We start from the raw sequence: 16487 nt of genomic DNA, 5'->3' as shown, positions 1-16487 counted from the left end.
TTAGCGACTTAAAATCAAATACGACTCATTGTTGCTGAAATGACTTTAAATCGCTAAAAACCGTTTTATAAAACAAACTAGGGCTATAAATCCTAGTCACTAATAATTGGTGATGATGAGTTCCTGTTTTTGCTCCCGACTGACACCCACCTGACCGACTGAATACTTAATTTTGGTGGTGCTGATATTAAAGTCAGCAAACAGGTCACGGATGTCAGGATGATCATTAATTGACAGCATGATCTTACTTTGACAGGACTTCATCAGCTCCGCCATCTTCACATAATGATCCCAACCGAACTCAACACCGTAGCCAGCCAATTTCCAATAAGGCGGATCGGCATACATAAAGCTATGAGGTCGGTCATACTTCAGCAAGCACTCATCCCAGCTCAGGTTCTCAACTGTGACACCTGAAAGCCTGTAATAGGCTTCGGTCAGTTGATCTTCGATGCGTAAAAAGCTGGGGGCCTTGGCCGTTGTTGCAGTGCCAAAATTCTGACCTGTATTCTTTCCACCAAAGGCGGTGTGCTGCAAATAATAAAACCGTGCTGCACGCTGGATGTCTGTCATCAGATCGGTGCTGGCAGCTTTTAGCCACTCAAACATCTGGCGACTAATGATTGCCCACTTAAACTGCCTTATAAACTCCTCCAAATGATGCTGTACAACCCGATACAGGTTCACCAGTTCACCATTCACATCATTAATCACTTCTACTTTATCCCTTGCGCTTCGCTCATCACGCATAAAGAACAGCGCTGCACCGCCAGCGAACAATTCAACATAACACTGGTGTTCTGGCATTTTTTCAATCAGTTGCGACACCAGACGACGTTTACCACCCATCCAAGGCACGATTGGCTTGGTTTTCATGTTTTCACCTACTGCAAAAGCTTTTCATTTTCTGATAGCCTCGAATGACTGTGTGCACAGTAGCGAGGCTTTGCCTGCGGTAGCATCAATACCAAAGGGGGCGATTCTTGTTGGAGCAAGAATCGTCACCTCGTTTTTAATTATTAGAAAAATAAAAGTTAGAAATTAGGCGGAAGCAATTCCATTAAATTACATGCACCCAACATCACTGTACCAACTATCATAATCATCAGGATGCATATCCATCTCTTCACGGGATGGAAGTCCCATAAACTCAATCGGTGGACTTGGATTCTTGGCAGCATAATCAGCAAGTAAATGTGCAATTGCGCTATCACCATGACGGTCTTTATTATTAGAGTTGGATTTTCCCATCGCTGGAATCCTCGCAACACCATTCACCAAAACAAATGCCCGATGATCTTCCATGACATCCTGATCGGCTGGCATGTTTTCAATATCACCATCCTCCAGTGCAGCTTTAAAATGTGGTGTATGTTCACGATACCAAGCTTCAGTAAGCATAACGGCTTCGATCCGATCACCATGCAGCACTTGCATTGCCTCAGCCAAGAAACCACCATTACCACCAGCATCATGTGCACCTTTACTAAAGTTAGGCAACTTGGCAACAATGAGGCGCAGAAACTCTTCTTGCTGTTTATATGGCACTTTAAACATCTCAAAGAGAAATGGAATTTTCTTCTTGGTATTTTGCTGCTCAATCAAAGGCCAGAAAGAACAAGCATTTTGTTTACGAGCAAAGTCCAGACCATAGAAACTTTTTACTTTTGAGGGAAGAGCTTCTAGGATCGGCAATAGATGCTCATCAAAAAATTCCTTAACCTCAGCATTCCGAGTCTCTTCACTGACACTATTAAAGTCATCCCAACCTTTTGGGGCATCAAACCGAATGACTGGAACAGAAGAATCCTTTTTGCCCTCAAGTAAAGACAATGGCAACCAGCGTCCACCACCTTTACTTGGAATAACATCCAGTTCTTCATCAGCTGCATCACCATAGAACTTGTATGTATCTTCAACCCAAAGTTGTTCTTCAGATTTTTTATATTTAATTTTCTTACGCAAGCAAACACGCTTATATAGACCTTGTTCAACAGCCTCACGGAAAGTTGTGCGATGTACTGTACCTTTACGCTTTCCAGAACGAATTTCTTTAATCAGGTCATTAAACTCATTGTCTTCGCCATCATGTGTACTGATCACACGAACACATCCACCCCAGATCAATAGTGCTATAGCTGCCTTCAAAAGCTCTGATTTCTTTTCATGGAAACCATACTCGTCAAGAACTACACGGCCTTGACGACCACGCAAGTTGGATGGACGTGACGTTAATGCCTCAATGCGTTTTCCAGATTTAGGGAAGCGAATAGTAAAAGTTTGGATATGCTTATCACCATCCTCCCAAAGACCTTCTTCAACCTCACTGCATGCCGCATCGAAAGCTTTTGCCCACATCGCACAAGCCTGAATAAATTCAACAGTCATGTCCTTGTTATAACCAAGGTAATAACAATTCTGCCCAGCATCACTTGCAGCATCTAATACCGAATCCGCAGCTTCAGCCCAAGTCAAACCAATACGCCGAGATTTTTCAGCCACTTTCAATGGACTCTTATCAGCAATCCATTCTTGCTGATATGGCAAGAGAACTGCTGGCACATCTTCATAACCAGCAGAGCTAAGTATCTCTCGTGGATCAGTGACTTTTTGTTCGCTCATAGCCCGATAATTCCCAAGATTTCTTTCTTAACCTCGTCAACAGTATCTTTAGACATGCCACCTTTTTTAACGATTTTTTCAACCGCTTTGGCAGCAGCCTGTACACGCTCTTTAACTTCAGATTCCCATTTCTTCTGATTAACTGAAGCCTTGGCAATTTCAGCAATTCCTTTTCCTGCTTTTGCCATGAGCATGATACGGTCAGCTGGATCAGCATCTTCACTATCAGATTCCTGCAAGGCAACCAAGGCATTAAACAATTCAGTCTGCACCAATGACAAAACAGCAGAGCTACGCATATCACTGTCATCTGGAGCAGCATCAGCAATCATCATTGCAGCCTGTGTACTGGCCTGAACCGCAGCTAGCTTCTGTTCAACTTTCTGCCCATAACGATGCACGCTTGACTTGCTGACGTTATAACCGCGCTCCTGAAGAATAGTTGCGATTTCCTCATAACCACAGAAACCTTTATCCATGAAACGTTTATCAAGCCATGTTTTGTCTTCAGTGCTTAACTGGTCAATAGACGACTCTCGTGCCATGTCTCACCTCAATTCCAGTATTTTTCTGGACGTGCAATGCCAGCTTGGCAATCAATGGTGTACTCAACGATGTCTATCCCCAAGCGATCAAGTTTGGCATGCCAGTGACCATCAGGACGCTTGGTAATTTCAACCAGTTTTCGTTCTTGCAAATAGTCCAGTTGGACATGCAATTCCTGTGGTGTTGTATCAGGGTATAAAGCACGCATTACATCCAGCAACAAGGTATCCAATGCACCTAATGGACGTGCCTTATCTAGCGCATTAAGCAAATGCCAGCGCATACTTTCACGACGGATTTTTTGAACATCAAAACTCATGATTGAATCCCTTGTTTAATTTGTACTTTCTCAAGCTTGTCTGCTACAGCATCAAGCTTTGCCTCAATAATGGTTTGACCGCGAATATAGTCATCACGTGCGATGTAGCGGAAAGGCATATCTGCTTTGAACTCCAAAAACTGACGTTCCAGAGCACGGACTTCTTCCTGTCCTTTAGCAGCCTGTTTTGCAACTTCATCAATATTTTGGTTCGTCATTGAAAAGTTTTGATCCAGACTTTTTTCTATTCGAGACCATAAGATTTTCACAGTCCCAATTACAGTGCTTAGCACTGCAATCAAGATCATGATGAATTGGTAAACTTCCAGTTGAATCGTCATGTTTCCTCCTGTACAGGAGGTAATGGTTTAGAACGGCTTTGATTAATAAAGCGACCCACAAAGCCGAGCAATGCCAGAGCAGCAGTGACTTTTGATTGGGATGCCTCTGGAACTAATGCAAGGACTTCGGGTGGTATGCCAGCAACAGAAACATAGGCGATCAGGCCAAAAGCCCACGTCGAAATCCATTTCCATGCTGTATGCCAGTTCTGGACGATTAAGCCTGTATGTACTGTTTCACCAAGTGTTGCCATGATTGGTTGCGGTTTTTTGGCAATTTCGACCTTTAGCTCATCAACACGTTTCTGATGCTTTTTGGCTTGTTCCAATAAGTGCTGATTGTGAGCTTTTCCCAATTCAAGCTTTTGTTTTTCCAGCTCATCCTCATAATTTTTACGGGCGACTTTAAAACCTTCTTCCCGTGCATGCTTATATGTGTAGTCAAGTTGATCATCATGATTATCAAGCAACCGCTCAATCATGTTCGACAGGTGTACTCTCGCGGCAATATGCTTTTCAGCACGAATAAGATACTGAAGCGGGCGACGAACAAGACTCTTTTTCATACGATTACCCCTTAATCTCAAAATGCGGATAATCTTTTGAGCTAGTCCAGTCGCCACCCCAGTCCATTGAAACGTTTAGCTCTTTAGCAGCCTGTTTCATTGCAACAGCGATTTTTTTAAACTTGCTTAGGTCATTCCAGTCCACAGGGTATGGCACTAGATCGACTGCTTTACCAGTGACATGCTTGCTGCCAAGGGGACTATTCAGCCAAGTAACTTTTGCCAGTTTGGGCTGGGCATATTGCACTGGCACACCCTTGGCTTTGCATTGTTCTGGCGTGCGACCTTTACCGTAGTTGATAAAACATTGCTCTTTAGAACGAACTCCCTCGACCACCAAGAAGTCTTGTTCAGTGATTTCGATTGCACGTTTTACAACAGCTTCAAGATTTGCATTAAGTCCGACCAATCGGCTTAGACTTAATTTAGATAAAATGTATTTTTTGCTCACAACAAAAAACCTCATCAAATGATGAGGCTAGTTTGTATATTTAAGACTTTTTATATTAGGCGGAAAGGCTTCCGTTTATTTTCCAGCAGCTTGAATATCTTCTAAACAACCTTTTTGAGCATCAATATAAGATGCCTGAAAAGTTTTACGCGTATTATCCAAAGATTCTTTTGATTCAGTAGCTTTTGAATATTTCAACTCCCAAAGTGCACGGGCATAGTTCGCCATAGATGTGCAATATCTATATGGGTTAGAAATATCAATTACTCCATAAAGTTTCTCAGCCTCATCAATCAATGCATTATATTTACGGCTTTGGGCAGCTACGTCAGGCAGATACTCTAAATTCACTTGAGTATCTGTAGACTTAAGTTGCTCTACACGATGAATAAAGTCCTTTGTTTGCTCAATACTTAAAGATGCGTTTATAGGCGGATTTAGCTCTTTTTGCTTAGCTTCCAATTTACTTTCATGCATGGCAATAGCAGCTTGCTCTAAAGATTTTTCATATTGCTCATTTTGTGCAATATTTTTATCAATACTATCGGACTCTTTTTTCACTGATGGCTTATAAAGACTGCCAACTCCAATAACAAATAAAATCAGACCTATTATTGCTAATATTGAAAATTTAAAACCTTTACTCATTAATTATCCCCCAACAACCAAAATATAGTTTTAACAATACCAGCAATAAATAAAATTATGACTCCTAAATAAAACCGATTCAGAAAATATTTAGGAAGCCAACTCAAAGGATCAAACATTTTTATCCCACTAATTTAATTATGGTTACAACTTTTCATGCCGTTTATTGATGCTAGTTTCTAAATGATCAAACAGATAATTTAGAAACTAGTATTTTTTTATATGTACATTAAAGAACATTACACACAGTGCAGACAGACAAAAACCTATAAAACCAATTATATACATTACAAAAGAAAAAATTGCAGTCATCTCATTACGAATGAATGGTGATGACAAGATAGAAAAAAGAACTAAAAAAATAAAAAACCACATAAACCATTCAGAGAACTTGGCATTTTGCTTATAGCTCATCTGGCTACATTTCTTTTGCTTAGGGCACACCATATAGACTGGTTTATTAAAGATATTATAAGCAGCTTGGCTTTTTTCTCCCTCTGCCTTGATCTTGAGCTTTTCCATAAGAACCCCGAATATCATTCATTCTTAATATTAAACGCGGCTTGAGCACGCTTACCTTTTGCTTTAATGCTTACATCACCATTTATATCTTTTGATTTGGCTGGAGCAGCATTATTTATTGTTTGATTTGTACCATTATATTGATTGCCTTTTCCACTATTAACTGGACTATTTACGACACTGTTTGTCGTTTCTCCACTTAACAACAACATCAACATTTTATTTTTAATATCAGGACTCGCTTTGCGATATTTCTCAAGAATTAAATTCTCATCTGTAGAGAGAGCATTTGCAGAACGTTCACCTGTGATTATGTATTGAACATCAGCACCAACATCTGCAATTACAGACAAATATCCAGCTTTAGGTTGGGTTAAGTCCTTTTCGTAATCTATCTGACTTTTCTTCGTAGTGGCAGCCAATCCAGCAAAAACAGGCTGGGTAAAACCGAGGCGTTCACGCTCTTCTTTTAAACGCAGACCAATAGACACAAAAAAACTCCTTGATATATTGACAGGTAACAAATTAGTTACTATTGTTAATCTATAAGGACACTAAAACTTCACCTTTAGTTATCCACAACACACACGGAGCTATCCATGATTACTAAAGCAGACATAGAGCGCGTCAAAGCCAATCTTGTAGCGAAAGGGACTACAGCAAAGGCTTGGGCAGATCAACACGGCTACGACCACGAAACCGTTTACAAAATCTTGCAAGGCACACGCAAATGCAATTACGGCAAAAGTCATGAAATCGCAGTTGCACTGGGTTTAAAACCAAATCCAGAAACTATCCAGTAATTGTCCAGAAATGTACCACAGTTTACAAGAGAAAAACCATGAAAAAACAAGACTACTTTTTGACCTTTTTACTTATTTTCGTTGTGACCTTTGGCTACTTCGGCTGGTTTATTGCTGAGCTGGACAACCAAATTCTTCAACAAGAACTGGCTTCCCTCAAATACAACAGCAGTGAAATTCGGGGGCTACACAAATGAAAACTCCAATAGCAGCAATTACTTACGCTCTAAGCAAACAAATTAGCAGCATCAATGCAATTGGTGGTGATCATGGCTGGATTCCACTCGATGAAGATGATCTGAAAGCAGTTAAGAAGTTACTGCGCCAACGCTTTGAACAGAACGCCTTACAAGCCAAACGTCCTGAACAAAATGCCAAGCATTATCAACCAACTCAGCAGGAGTTGGATGACAACAGTTTCTTTGCCATGTGTAAGAAGCGAGGTCAATCATGAGCACCGTTAAATCAGCAGAAAAAGTCCTCAGAGTCTTATTTGCTTTACGTGGACATTATCTTTTTGGTCTTAGCAACAAACAGCTTGCTGAAAGCTTAAATGAATCACCATGTTCCATTACACGCTCATTACAGACTTTGGAAGCAGATGGATGGGCTGAAAAAAGAGACAACGGAAATTATGCACCAAGCATAAAAGCTGTTCGATTTGCTACAGCCTGCAAGGAAGAGCATGACCGAGTTCAGGCACGTATTGCTGAATACCAACAACGCCTTGAAACGCAATACTAAGGATAAATGCAATGAGCAAAGAGTTAATACCTGTCGCCGATATTGTCAACACACATACACAAACCATCGTTGTTCTTGCTACACAGCTTAGCTATGACGGTGATTTATCAGTTGGCGCTTTGGAAGATGGCATTCGCCTCTACCAACGCCGAACTATTGAAGACTTATTTGAACTTGGCAAACGTTTATTACTCCTAAAAGAGCAAACTCAACACGGTGAGTTTATCAGTCGGGTTGAACTTCTAGGCTTTGACAAAAGCCTTGCTCGAAAACTAATGGTGGCAACCTTGAAATTCTCAAAAGTGGAAACGTCTCCTCTTTTGAAAACCGTTAAATCACAGTCAAAGCTACTTGAATTAATTGTTTTAGATGATAGCGATATAGAAATCATCGAAGATGGCGGAAGTATTGGCGATGTCAATTTAGACAGTATTGAAACCATGTCTGTACGTGAGCTTAAAAAAGCTCTGCGTGATGCCAAAGCCGATATTGATGCAAAAGAACAGGTCATCAAAACCAAAGACCAAAAAGCCAATGAATTACTGGCTGAAAATGCAAAGCTAAAAAGCCCTGCACAAATCAAGAAACGTGCCGAGACCGAACAGCAACAACTAACCAAAAAAGCACTTGAGGAACTCGATTCTGCATGTGCAACCATGCACAACGATGTCGTGCGCTTCACCAACCACATCAACTCAATTCTGGATGCAATCAACGAGCATGGACTCTACGACATTCAGGACAAGCTTGAGTCATCTGTAGTCGCAGCATTTCAGCAAATTGCCCAAACCAGTGTTGAGCTAGGCATTCAAATTGACTTTGAAAATATGGTTACGCCTAGCTGGATGGTAACTGACACAGCCAAAGGCGAGCTAGATATTGAAGAACTTCAGCATCTTCAGCAAAACGTCGAAACACTGTTGGAGTCTTAATCATGACGACTCCGAACTTAGCAAAACAGGATTATCTCCGTGATATTGCAGCCAAACTTGGGGCAGCTAAGTTTGGTAGCAAAGATGAAATTATCAAAACTGCATGTGGCACATTAAACATCAGCCGTCCGCAGCTTTACCGCGAACTTGAAACAGTTGGCTTTAAATCAGAACGCAAGCAACGCTCAGACAAAGGCAAGACTGTAGTTCCAGTTGAAGTGGCTGAAATGATTGGTGGCATGGTGCATGTGGCGACACGCGCCAATGGTAAAAAAACCCTGCCAATTACCACAGCCCTAGACATGCTGGTTGCAGATGGCAAAGCCCCTGACGTGTCAGCAGCCACGATTGCCAGAGTCATGAAACAGAATATGTGTCACCCAAAACAGTTGGCTACACCATCGGCACATACCCAACAGAAGTCGCTACACCCAAACCATGTCCAGCAGGTTGATGCATCAGTCTGCGTCCTGTTCTATCTCCCTAAAGGCGGCATGCAGGTGATGGATGAGAAGAAGTTCTATAAGAACAAGCCTGCCAATGCCAAATTGATTGAGAACTTCCGTGTGATCCGCTATGTCATAACCGATCACTTTAGCGGTTCAATCTATGTTGAATATGTGACTGGTAGTGAAAGCTCAGAAAACCTGATTCAAGTTTTCTTAAACTGCATTATCAAGCGCTCAGCACAAGAGCCGATGCATGGTGTACCAAACATCCTCTATGCAGATAAAGGCTGTGCCAACACCTCTGGCTTATTCAAGAACTTACTTGAGCGCTTGGATGTGATTTTCATCCCCCATGCCACAGGAAATTCACAGGCAAAAGGTCAGGTCGAAAATGGCAACAATATTGTGGAGACACAGTTTGAGGGCCGTTTGCGCTTCATGAAGATTGACAGCCTTGAGCAGCTCAATGCTGCTGTTGAGAAATGGCGCATGTACTGGAATGAAACCAAGATTCACAGTCGCACAAAACGCTCCAGAAATGCCGTCTGGCAAACCATCAAACCAGAGCAGTTACGCATTGCACCACCACTGGAGCTATGCAGAGAACTGGTCAGCACCATGCCAGAAAGCAAAACCGTTACTGGTAACTTGACCATCAGCCATGCGGTTAAAGGCTATGGCTCACATGACTATGACGTTCGCCATGTTCATAGCATCTACCCAAAAGCAAAGGTCATGATTGTGGTCAACCCATACCGTGCGCCTGCCATTGACGTGATCGCAAAAGATGAACACGGCAACGATGTCATCTATACCTGTGAACCAATGCAGACTGACTGGGGCGGCTTCAGGGAAGATGCAGCCATCATCGGTGAAGAAATCAAGGCAATGCCACAAAGCAAAATTGATGAGAACCGCAAGCGCATCATCAAGAAAGCCTACAACGCCGACACTCTGGAGCAAGCTGACAAGGCCATTGCCAAGAAAAAGCCAGCATACGACGGGCAACTCAACCCAATGGCTGATGTTCAGTCTGTCGAAGTTCCGACCTATATCAACCGTGCTGGGGAGCAGCTCACTACACCACAGCAGCGCAAGCAGCTTGCACCACTCAACATTATTCAGGCAGCCAAAGCCATTCGCGGCCATGTCGGTGACCTATGGACACCTGAATGGATGAACAAGCTCAAAACGACCTATTCAGATGGCAATTTCCCGCAAGAAGACATCATGTTTTGGGTGGAACGCGTCAACTCAAGCAACAAGCCAACAAAACTTAAAGTGGTTGGAGAGTAATCATGAGCGCATTAAAACAGCTACTTAAAGACCACAAAGTGAACCAGAACACACTCAGTAAGCCAATGGGCGTGAGTGTTTCAGCGGTCAACCTTTTCGTAAATCACGGTCAAAAACCGAAAAAGAACCCTGACCAATTCCAGTCAAAGTTTATTGAACTTTTGGAAGAAAAAGGAATTGCATCAGATCAAATCCAACAAGCCTTAACCACTGCACAGACTCACACCAATAACGACCAAGCCTTGGACAGTGAGTGTGCAGCAGACTCATCAGAGGACGAGCAGCTTATGCTACTACGCAAACAAACCCTAACGCCAGCAGCCAAGAAACATTTCAAGCTGTTTAAGAACATTTTTGATGAACCCATCCGCAGTGCTGCTGAACTCTTCAATAACAGCGACATCAACTATGTGCGAGAAAGCATGTGGCAGGCAGCCAAGGGAAACTCTTCCTTTATTGCTTTGGTTGGTCAATCAGGTGCAGGAAAATCCACATTACGTCGTGAACTGATTGACCGCATCGAACGTGAACGCGAACCAGTTATTGTGATTGAACCATATGTTTTGGCATCTGAAGACAATGATATTAAGGGTAAAACCCTTAAATCGTCCCATATTACTGAGTCAATATTAGCTGCCCTTGCACCAAGCACACCAGCAAAACGCTCACCAGAAGCACGGGCACGCCAGATACACAACCTACTCAAAGAAAGTAGCCGTGCTGGCTACCGCCACCTTTTAATTGTTGAAGAAGCACAAAGTCTGTCTATTCCAACACTGAAGCACTTTAAGCGTTTTCTTGAACTTGAGAATGGTTTCACTCCATTAATTTCAATCATCCTGATTGGTCAGGATGAACTCAAGATCAAGCTTTCTGAGAACAATCCTGAAATCAGAGAAGTCGTACAGCGCTGTGAAATTGTCACGCTCGAACCATTTACCCAAAACAGCCTTGTTGACTACTTACAGCATCGCTGCAAGGCAGCAGATCGCAAGCTCAGTGACTTCATTGACGAATCTGGACTTGATGCAATCTGCACAAAGCTAACTCGTAACGTTGGTCGCAAGAATCAGCACGAAAGCCTTTTATATCCTTTAGCCGTAGGCAATCTCATCACAGGTGCAATGAACGTTGCTGCTGAGCTTGGCGCACCAGTCATTACTGCTGATCTAGTGATGGAGGTCTAACCATGTCTACAGAACGAGTTTTTATTATTGGACTCTTTATCTACTTAAGTATCGACACACTTTGCAGCTACTTAGTCAAATTTTCTGGAGCTTGTCATGGCTGATTACGCAGACGTTGCAAGCACATTGTCAGAGCAAGATTTAGACATTGCTCTGGCAAACATTAAACACTTTGACCAGCCAAGTTTCCACGAATGTGAGGACTGCGGTGCAGAGATACCAGAACAACGCAGAAAACTAGGCGGTGTAACGCTTTGCATCGCTTGCCAGTCTGTGTTGGAAGCAAAACAAAAACACTTACGAGGTGGCCTATGAAATCAACTTTAAAAGGCATGGCAGAAAAAAGCCTACAAGCTGCACCAGCACATAAACGTGTTCAGTTCGCCAAGGACTTAGACAAATTAATTGATGGCAAACATGCCGTGATCCCAAGCGAATTGACTTGGGAGCAACTTCAGAAACTTTCTGATGACCCTGAATTTTTTGAATATTGGCAAGCAGCTTGTTCTGGTGACTCTGGCGAAGATTGTGCTTGCTTGGCAATCCAAGCCATTCATAAGGCTTTAATTAAAGCCGCTCAAGAGGCATCACTATGAAAACCAGATGCCCAGCATGCGGAGCGACTACATCACTCGATGCTTTGCTTGGTCATAGTGAAGCAAGCCGTGCTTTTGTGGCTGCCATTAATCTTGTTGGTGACTTGGCAAAACCAATGATCCAGTACCTTGGTATGTTCCGTTCCGAGAACCGCGACCTGACTTTTGAGCGTGCTTCAAAACTGTTGAATGAACTCGCAGCGGATATAAATGCCAAGCAAATCAAGCGTGGTCATCATTTTTACCCAGCGCCAAAAGCAGCATGGATATGGGCAATCAATACGATCATTGAACGACGTGACCAAGGCAAACTGCAATTACCTTTCAAAAATCACGGCTATCTATATGAAGTCCTCACTTCATATAAGCCTGAATATGCACCAGTGCAAGATTCGAGACCACGACATGCAGCAGTTCAGGCTGCTCATGCAAAAACTGATGCGGAACGCGCAACGGATCAGGCTGAACATGAACGCAAGAAGCATGAACGCCCAGCAGTTCCATTTGCTGAACTTATCAAACAAGCCAGTGAGGAGCGTAAAGCCATTGAAGCAAGCTCACTCAAAGGTATTCCAAAAGAACAGCTTTTTGCCCATGTCAACCAGAACAGATGCGATGGCGAAACCCACAAACAATGCTTTGACCGCTTAAAGGCAGCGGAATTAGAGCAAGAACAGGAGCAAACAAACTAATGGCACGCACAGCACTCAAAGAACCACAGCTTAAAAGCTGGGAAGCTGTCAACCAGACTTTGGCAGATATTGCCGAAGCCAGACGCGAAATTGAGCTTGAACAGGCTGCATGTAATGAGCAAGTCGATCAGCTCAAGACTGAAAGCAAAGACAAACTTAAACCCTTGCTGGAGCTAGTCAAGGCGAATGAACTCAAACTCAAAGAGTTCTGCGAAGCACGTAAATCTGAGTTCACCCAGATTAAAACCAAGAAATTGACGCATGGCTCAGTCGGCTATCGGCTTTCAACAACCGTTTCAATTCCTGATCCAGTGTTCACATGCCAAGTCCTAAAAGAACTGCAACTTGAACACTGCATCCGTACCAAAACCGAACCAGACAAGGAGGCAATCAAACAACTCACACCAGAGCAAATCGCGGAAATTGGCGCAAGCGTCAATACACGCAACACATTCGGATATGACATAGAAACAGTCGATCCAACAGCAACCGCAGCACACTAACTATATAGGTATCTATCAATGAATAAATCGACACTTATTGAACATATCCAGTCACAGGCAGGTATTACCAAAGCCCAAGCGACCAAAGCTTTGCAGGCTTTTGAATCTGGCATTACTCATGCGCTGAGTCATGGCGAGGAAGTCGCACTGGTCGGCTTTGGCACATTCAAAGTGAACGAACGTGCCGAACGTACAGGTCGCAACCCTAAAACTGGTGAGGCAATCACCATTGCAGCAGCAAAAGTACCAACTTTCAAAGCTGGTAAGGCACTTAAAGAGGCAGTGAACTAATGGAAAACCAACACCAAAAAATCAAAGGCTATCGTGATCTTTCCCAAGTAGAAATTGACTTGATGAATGAAATTAAAGCCAAAGGCGCAGAACTCGGTTCTTTAGTTGAAAGACTTTTTGATCATACACGTCAACAGCTTGATCAAGCCAGTGCACATGGTGCTGCAACAGGTGATTTTTCAGAATTTGAACGTTTGACCAATGCTGAACCACACCACTGGGTAGCAACTGGTGCAACAAATTTACAGCAAGGCTTAATGGCATTAACCCGTGCAGTAGCACAACCAACTAGTTTCTAAGCGAAACACAGGCATACGTGCCTGTGTCTGCCAAGTGTCGTGACTTGGTACTGATGAGCAGCGAGGGTTTCATGAAATACATCATGTTTAAGCAAGAAAAGAATGGATTGGTTGAGTTAATTCCTGTTCTTTTCCCAAACAAGTTAGTGCATAAGGATGTCGCTGACGCTTTACAACAGGATGTTTTAAAAGGTTGCTCAATTCATTCTGCTGGATCAATTAGTCCACTGAATCTAATACCTGAAGGTCGCTCAGAAACTTTAGGAGTTAAGGCAGACCCTATTACTGATGAGTATGTAATAAAAATGGTTGATTACGGAGGTGGCTACCAATGATCAGTGTTGAAGACTTAGAAAAATTACCTGAAGAAGTTCAGACCAGCATCGGTGAAATCCCATGAAAGAAAGGCCAATTAGCCGACGCAGAAAACGCAAATTAATCAAAAAAGGTAAATGTGTTTACTGGTCAAAAAAACTTGAAACCTATGTATATGTTATGGAGCAAAAATAAATGGGTATGTCACGCGATGAAGCCATCCTGAAAATCAAAAAGTGCTTGGCACTTTCAAAGTCCAGCAACGAGAATGAAGCTGCTACTGCTTTACGCATGGCACAGTCACTAATGAAAGAATTTCAAATTGATCCTGACTTACTGGACATTGTTGAAGCCAAATGTGCCAGTAAAGTTACCAAGACACCAACCTCATGGGAATCACATTTAGTAAGAATGATTGCCCGTGCTATGCAGTGCAAACATATTTTCAGCCAAGGCCACTCAGGTTTTGGCATTAAGTCAGAGTGGATTTTTATTGGTGTCGATCCAGCACCAGAAGTGGCGGCTTATGCTTTTGATGTCCTTTACCGCCAAGTGACCAAGGCCCGTAAAAACTTTATTGAGACCACTCTAAAACGAGTAACAGTTAAGAAAAATAAAGTACGTCGCGCTGACCTATTCTGCGATGGCTGGGTTGAGTCTGTACAAGGTCTTATTAACCGTTTCTTTACGGTCACACCCGAAAATACAAAAGAACGTATTGCAAAATACATGCAGCAGACACATGGCGAACTTGGAAAATTCACACCCAAAGACCGTAGTAGCGGTAAAACGTTAAGTGACCGTGCTATTAACGATATTCGCGCTGGCAGGCAGTCTGGTAGATCAGCACAGTTAAGTCATGCCATGAATGGTGGTGAGCAATACGCACAACTGGAGTCTAAAGCATGATGATTTTAGCTTACTTTGCAGTTTTTCTGATTGGACTATATCACTGCTTCAATGAAGCAAGGCTCGCGTGGATCACTCGCACCAACACTGGTCTCACCATCTTTGAACGCCGAGCTTATATCTTAAAAGCTGGCTTAGCACTTACTTTGGCATTATTGGCAATTGGTGGCTTGCTACAAGCCATCGCTGGAGCTTGAAATGAGCAAATTAATCCAAAAAACCACATCAGTTGCATTGGAAGAGATTCAGGAAGCACTAGCAGAGTTGCGTAATTGTCAGGACGAAATCCGCAAAGGCTTAACGTGTAAAACCTATGTTGATATAGCAAACCAAAAACTATCGACAGCCATTCGCCATATGTTGAATGCACAAGACTGGATTGATGCCTTAAATAAGGAGTCTGACAAATGAAATTCAATAAAAAGGCTAACTTGATTAAGCTCATTCACGTTGCCAAAACAAAACTTGGTCTTGATGATGACGTTTACCGCGACATCTTAGCAAGCACCACGGGCAAAACTAGTTCAAAACTTTTAACGCCAGCACAGTTGGAGGCTGTGCTTGATCGGCTGAAACAACTCGGCTTTGAAGTGGAGTCGAACAAGACTGGCGTTAAAAATCTGGCAAGCGATGCACAAAGCAAACTAATTCGCCACCTTTGGCTTCAACTGTACCATGCAGGTCAGGTCAAAAATGGCAGTGAAAAGGCACTTGCTAAATTCATTGAGAATCGTGTGAAAGTCAGTGCTTTGCAGTTCTTGAGCACTGAAAGCGCAGACATGGTCATCAATCACTTGCGTCAATGGTGCAAGCGCTGTGGCATTGAGCGCGTTACTCTGGAAGCATAGGAGGTATAGATCATGGCTTATCGTCCACATATCACAGATGCCCAACAGGTTTTCACAGACGATGAGATCATTAACTTGATGCCGAAAAACTTTATATTCATTGCACGTTTGATTAAGGTCGAAAATGCATTGAATTTGATTGATGCATTTGGCGGCACTAAAGTTTTCATACCGAAATGCCATGCGCTAAATGTACAATCAGAGCTTGCTCAGGCCATTGGCTTGAGTAAGCTCCAGCTGTTGGCGGAACATCTTGGCAACGAAACTATTGAAGTGCCAATGGGCACACCAATTACCGTTGCCATGCGTAATCGACAGATCAGAGAGCTTGCTAAAAAACGGGTATCTAAAGAAAGCCTAGCGCGTAAATTCGGTGTCACACTGCGCTCAATTCGTGGTATCGTGAACTCAGAAGAAAAGCTGCCAGTTCGCCAAAGCCCAAATCTGGACTTATTCAGTGAATAAAAAAGCGGACTTCACAATCCGCTTTCTCATTTCACAGTATGAAAAATCTTTTCAAAACTCATCCCACTAAGTCCCACAATATCCCATCAAATCCCACAATTATCTCGTTACTCTTATATATTTATATTATTAGTATTCATCAT

At 42.7% G+C, this 16487-nt stretch carries 29 protein-coding genes and 1 other RNA gene; 20 read left to right on the top strand and 10 right to left on the bottom strand.

Going from position 1 to position 16487, the window contains the following annotated elements:
* Positions 1-99 precede the first annotated feature (99 nt).
* The 10 genes from QTA56_RS07505 to QTA56_RS07460 all read right to left on the bottom strand — a co-directional run bounded on the left by QTA56_RS07505 (position 100) and on the right by QTA56_RS07460 (position 6506).
* Positions 100-876, bottom strand: coding sequence for a DNA adenine methylase (locus QTA56_RS07505; RefSeq protein ID WP_267980313.1), 777 nt, complete (start codon positions 874-876; stop codon positions 100-102).
* 189 nt (positions 877-1065) lie between these two features.
* A complete protein-coding gene (locus QTA56_RS07500; protein WP_267980312.1) occupies positions 1066-2622 on the bottom strand; it encodes a hypothetical protein in 1557 nt (518 codons plus the stop codon).
* A complete protein-coding gene (locus tag QTA56_RS07495) occupies positions 2619-3167 on the bottom strand; it encodes a DUF3486 family protein (protein ID WP_267980311.1) in 549 nt (182 codons plus the stop codon). The genes QTA56_RS07500 and QTA56_RS07495 overlap by 4 nt, the downstream gene beginning before the upstream one ends.
* 8 nt (positions 3168-3175) lie before the next feature.
* Positions 3176-3487, bottom strand: coding sequence for a hypothetical protein (locus QTA56_RS07490; protein WP_267980310.1), 312 nt, complete (start codon positions 3485-3487; stop codon positions 3176-3178).
* Positions 3484-3828, bottom strand: a complete 345-nt coding sequence (locus QTA56_RS07485; protein WP_267980309.1) for a hypothetical protein — start codon at positions 3826-3828, stop codon at positions 3484-3486. The genes QTA56_RS07490 and QTA56_RS07485 overlap by 4 nt, the downstream gene beginning before the upstream one ends.
* The gene (locus QTA56_RS07480; RefSeq protein WP_267980308.1) at positions 3825-4394 is read right to left on the bottom strand and encodes a DUF7940 domain-containing protein; all 570 of its coding nucleotides are present in this window, start codon (positions 4392-4394) and stop codon (positions 3825-3827) included. Before QTA56_RS07480 ends, QTA56_RS07485 begins: the two co-directional genes overlap by 4 nt.
* A gap of 4 nt (positions 4395-4398) precedes the next feature.
* On the bottom strand, positions 4399-4845 hold the full coding sequence (locus QTA56_RS07475) for a M15 family metallopeptidase (protein ID WP_267980307.1): 447 nt from the start codon (positions 4843-4845) through the stop codon (positions 4399-4401).
* A 75-nt stretch (positions 4846-4920) separates the two neighbouring features.
* On the bottom strand, positions 4921-5493 hold the full coding sequence (locus tag QTA56_RS07470; protein WP_267980306.1) for a hypothetical protein: 573 nt from the start codon (positions 5491-5493) through the stop codon (positions 4921-4923).
* Between the two features lie 207 nt (positions 5494-5700).
* Positions 5701-6015: a hypothetical protein gene (locus QTA56_RS07465; RefSeq protein WP_267980305.1), complete on the bottom strand. Its 315-nt coding sequence runs from the start codon at positions 6013-6015 to the stop codon at positions 5701-5703.
* A gap of 14 nt (positions 6016-6029) precedes the next feature.
* Positions 6030-6506, bottom strand: a complete 477-nt coding sequence (locus tag QTA56_RS07460) for a helix-turn-helix domain-containing protein (RefSeq protein ID WP_267980304.1) — start codon at positions 6504-6506, stop codon at positions 6030-6032.
* Between the two features lie 108 nt (positions 6507-6614).
* Between QTA56_RS07460 and QTA56_RS07455 the strand changes: the two genes are divergently transcribed.
* From QTA56_RS07455 to QTA56_RS07360, 20 genes are all read left to right on the top strand, one after another.
* Positions 6615-6818, top strand: coding sequence for a DNA-binding protein (locus QTA56_RS07455; protein WP_267980303.1), 204 nt, complete (start codon positions 6615-6617; stop codon positions 6816-6818).
* A gap of 38 nt (positions 6819-6856) precedes the next feature.
* Positions 6857-7015 carry a hypothetical protein gene (locus QTA56_RS07450; RefSeq protein WP_267980302.1) on the top strand — a complete coding sequence of 53 codons (159 nt, stop codon included), beginning with the start codon at positions 6857-6859 and terminating at the stop codon, positions 7013-7015.
* A complete protein-coding gene (locus tag QTA56_RS07445; RefSeq protein ID WP_267980301.1) occupies positions 7012-7272 on the top strand; it encodes a hypothetical protein in 261 nt (86 codons plus the stop codon). Before QTA56_RS07450 ends, QTA56_RS07445 begins: the two co-directional genes overlap by 4 nt.
* On the top strand, positions 7266-7562 hold the full coding sequence (locus QTA56_RS07440; protein ID WP_267980573.1) for a helix-turn-helix domain-containing protein: 297 nt from the start codon (positions 7266-7268) through the stop codon (positions 7560-7562). Before QTA56_RS07445 ends, QTA56_RS07440 begins: the two co-directional genes overlap by 7 nt.
* A gap of 11 nt (positions 7563-7573) precedes the next feature.
* Positions 7574-8494, top strand: coding sequence for a hypothetical protein (locus QTA56_RS07435; protein ID WP_267980300.1), 921 nt, complete (start codon positions 7574-7576; stop codon positions 8492-8494).
* Between the two features lie 2 nt (positions 8495-8496).
* Positions 8497-10239: a transposase gene (locus tag QTA56_RS07430; RefSeq protein ID WP_267980299.1), complete on the top strand. Its 1743-nt coding sequence runs from the start codon at positions 8497-8499 to the stop codon at positions 10237-10239.
* A 2-nt stretch (positions 10240-10241) separates the two neighbouring features.
* Complete coding sequence (locus QTA56_RS07425; RefSeq protein ID WP_267980298.1) at positions 10242-11426, top strand: ExeA family protein; 1185 nt, start codon at positions 10242-10244, stop codon at positions 11424-11426.
* Between the two features lie 96 nt (positions 11427-11522).
* Positions 11523-11741: a TraR/DksA family transcriptional regulator gene (locus tag QTA56_RS07420; RefSeq protein WP_267980297.1), complete on the top strand. Its 219-nt coding sequence runs from the start codon at positions 11523-11525 to the stop codon at positions 11739-11741.
* Positions 11738-12022 (top strand): hypothetical protein, encoded by a 285-nt coding sequence (locus QTA56_RS07415; protein ID WP_267980296.1) that lies wholly within the window; start codon positions 11738-11740, stop codon positions 12020-12022. Before QTA56_RS07420 ends, QTA56_RS07415 begins: the two co-directional genes overlap by 4 nt.
* Positions 12019-12714, top strand: a complete 696-nt coding sequence (locus tag QTA56_RS07410) for an HI_1489 N-terminal domain-containing protein (RefSeq protein ID WP_267980295.1) — start codon at positions 12019-12021, stop codon at positions 12712-12714. The genes QTA56_RS07415 and QTA56_RS07410 overlap by 4 nt, the downstream gene beginning before the upstream one ends.
* Positions 12714-13217, top strand: a complete 504-nt coding sequence (locus QTA56_RS07405) for a host-nuclease inhibitor Gam family protein (RefSeq protein WP_004674810.1) — start codon at positions 12714-12716, stop codon at positions 13215-13217. Before QTA56_RS07410 ends, QTA56_RS07405 begins: the two co-directional genes overlap by 1 nt.
* Positions 13218-13235: 18 nt before the next feature.
* Positions 13236-13508, top strand: a complete 273-nt coding sequence (locus QTA56_RS07400) for an HU family DNA-binding protein (RefSeq protein WP_004674808.1) — start codon at positions 13236-13238, stop codon at positions 13506-13508.
* Positions 13508-13807, top strand: coding sequence for an Acb2/Tad1 domain-containing protein (locus tag QTA56_RS07395; protein ID WP_004674807.1), 300 nt, complete (start codon positions 13508-13510; stop codon positions 13805-13807). The genes QTA56_RS07400 and QTA56_RS07395 overlap by 1 nt, the downstream gene beginning before the upstream one ends.
* An RNA gene (locus QTA56_RS07390) (hammerhead ribozyme type II) lies at positions 13806-13874 on the top strand. The genes QTA56_RS07395 and QTA56_RS07390 overlap by 2 nt, the downstream gene beginning before the upstream one ends.
* Before the next feature lie 16 nt (positions 13875-13890).
* The gene (locus QTA56_RS07385) at positions 13891-14142 is read left to right on the top strand and encodes a hypothetical protein (RefSeq protein ID WP_035327751.1); all 252 of its coding nucleotides are present in this window, start codon (positions 13891-13893) and stop codon (positions 14140-14142) included.
* Positions 14143-14317: 175 nt separating this feature from the next.
* Positions 14318-15031 (top strand): DUF2786 domain-containing protein, encoded by a 714-nt coding sequence (locus QTA56_RS07380; protein WP_267980294.1) that lies wholly within the window; start codon positions 14318-14320, stop codon positions 15029-15031.
* Positions 15028-15228 (top strand): hypothetical protein, encoded by a 201-nt coding sequence (locus tag QTA56_RS07375; RefSeq protein WP_267980293.1) that lies wholly within the window; start codon positions 15028-15030, stop codon positions 15226-15228. The genes QTA56_RS07380 and QTA56_RS07375 overlap by 4 nt, the downstream gene beginning before the upstream one ends.
* Position 15229: 1 nt before the next feature.
* Positions 15230-15442: a hypothetical protein gene (locus tag QTA56_RS07370; protein ID WP_267980292.1), complete on the top strand. Its 213-nt coding sequence runs from the start codon at positions 15230-15232 to the stop codon at positions 15440-15442.
* Positions 15439-15879 carry a gp16 family protein gene (locus QTA56_RS07365; RefSeq protein ID WP_267980291.1) on the top strand — a complete coding sequence of 147 codons (441 nt, stop codon included), beginning with the start codon at positions 15439-15441 and terminating at the stop codon, positions 15877-15879. Before QTA56_RS07370 ends, QTA56_RS07365 begins: the two co-directional genes overlap by 4 nt.
* Positions 15880-15891: 12 nt before the next feature.
* Positions 15892-16344 (top strand): Mor transcription activator family protein, encoded by a 453-nt coding sequence (locus QTA56_RS07360; RefSeq protein WP_267980290.1) that lies wholly within the window; start codon positions 15892-15894, stop codon positions 16342-16344.
* The last annotated feature ends 143 nt before the right edge of the window (positions 16345-16487 follow it).

It is taken from the genome of Acinetobacter thutiue (assembly GCF_030385805.1).
GTDB lineage: Bacteria > Pseudomonadota > Gammaproteobacteria > Pseudomonadales > Moraxellaceae > Acinetobacter > Acinetobacter corruptisaponis.
Note: the sequence above shows the minus strand (reverse complement) of the source record. Positions and strands in the feature narration are given on the sequence as shown.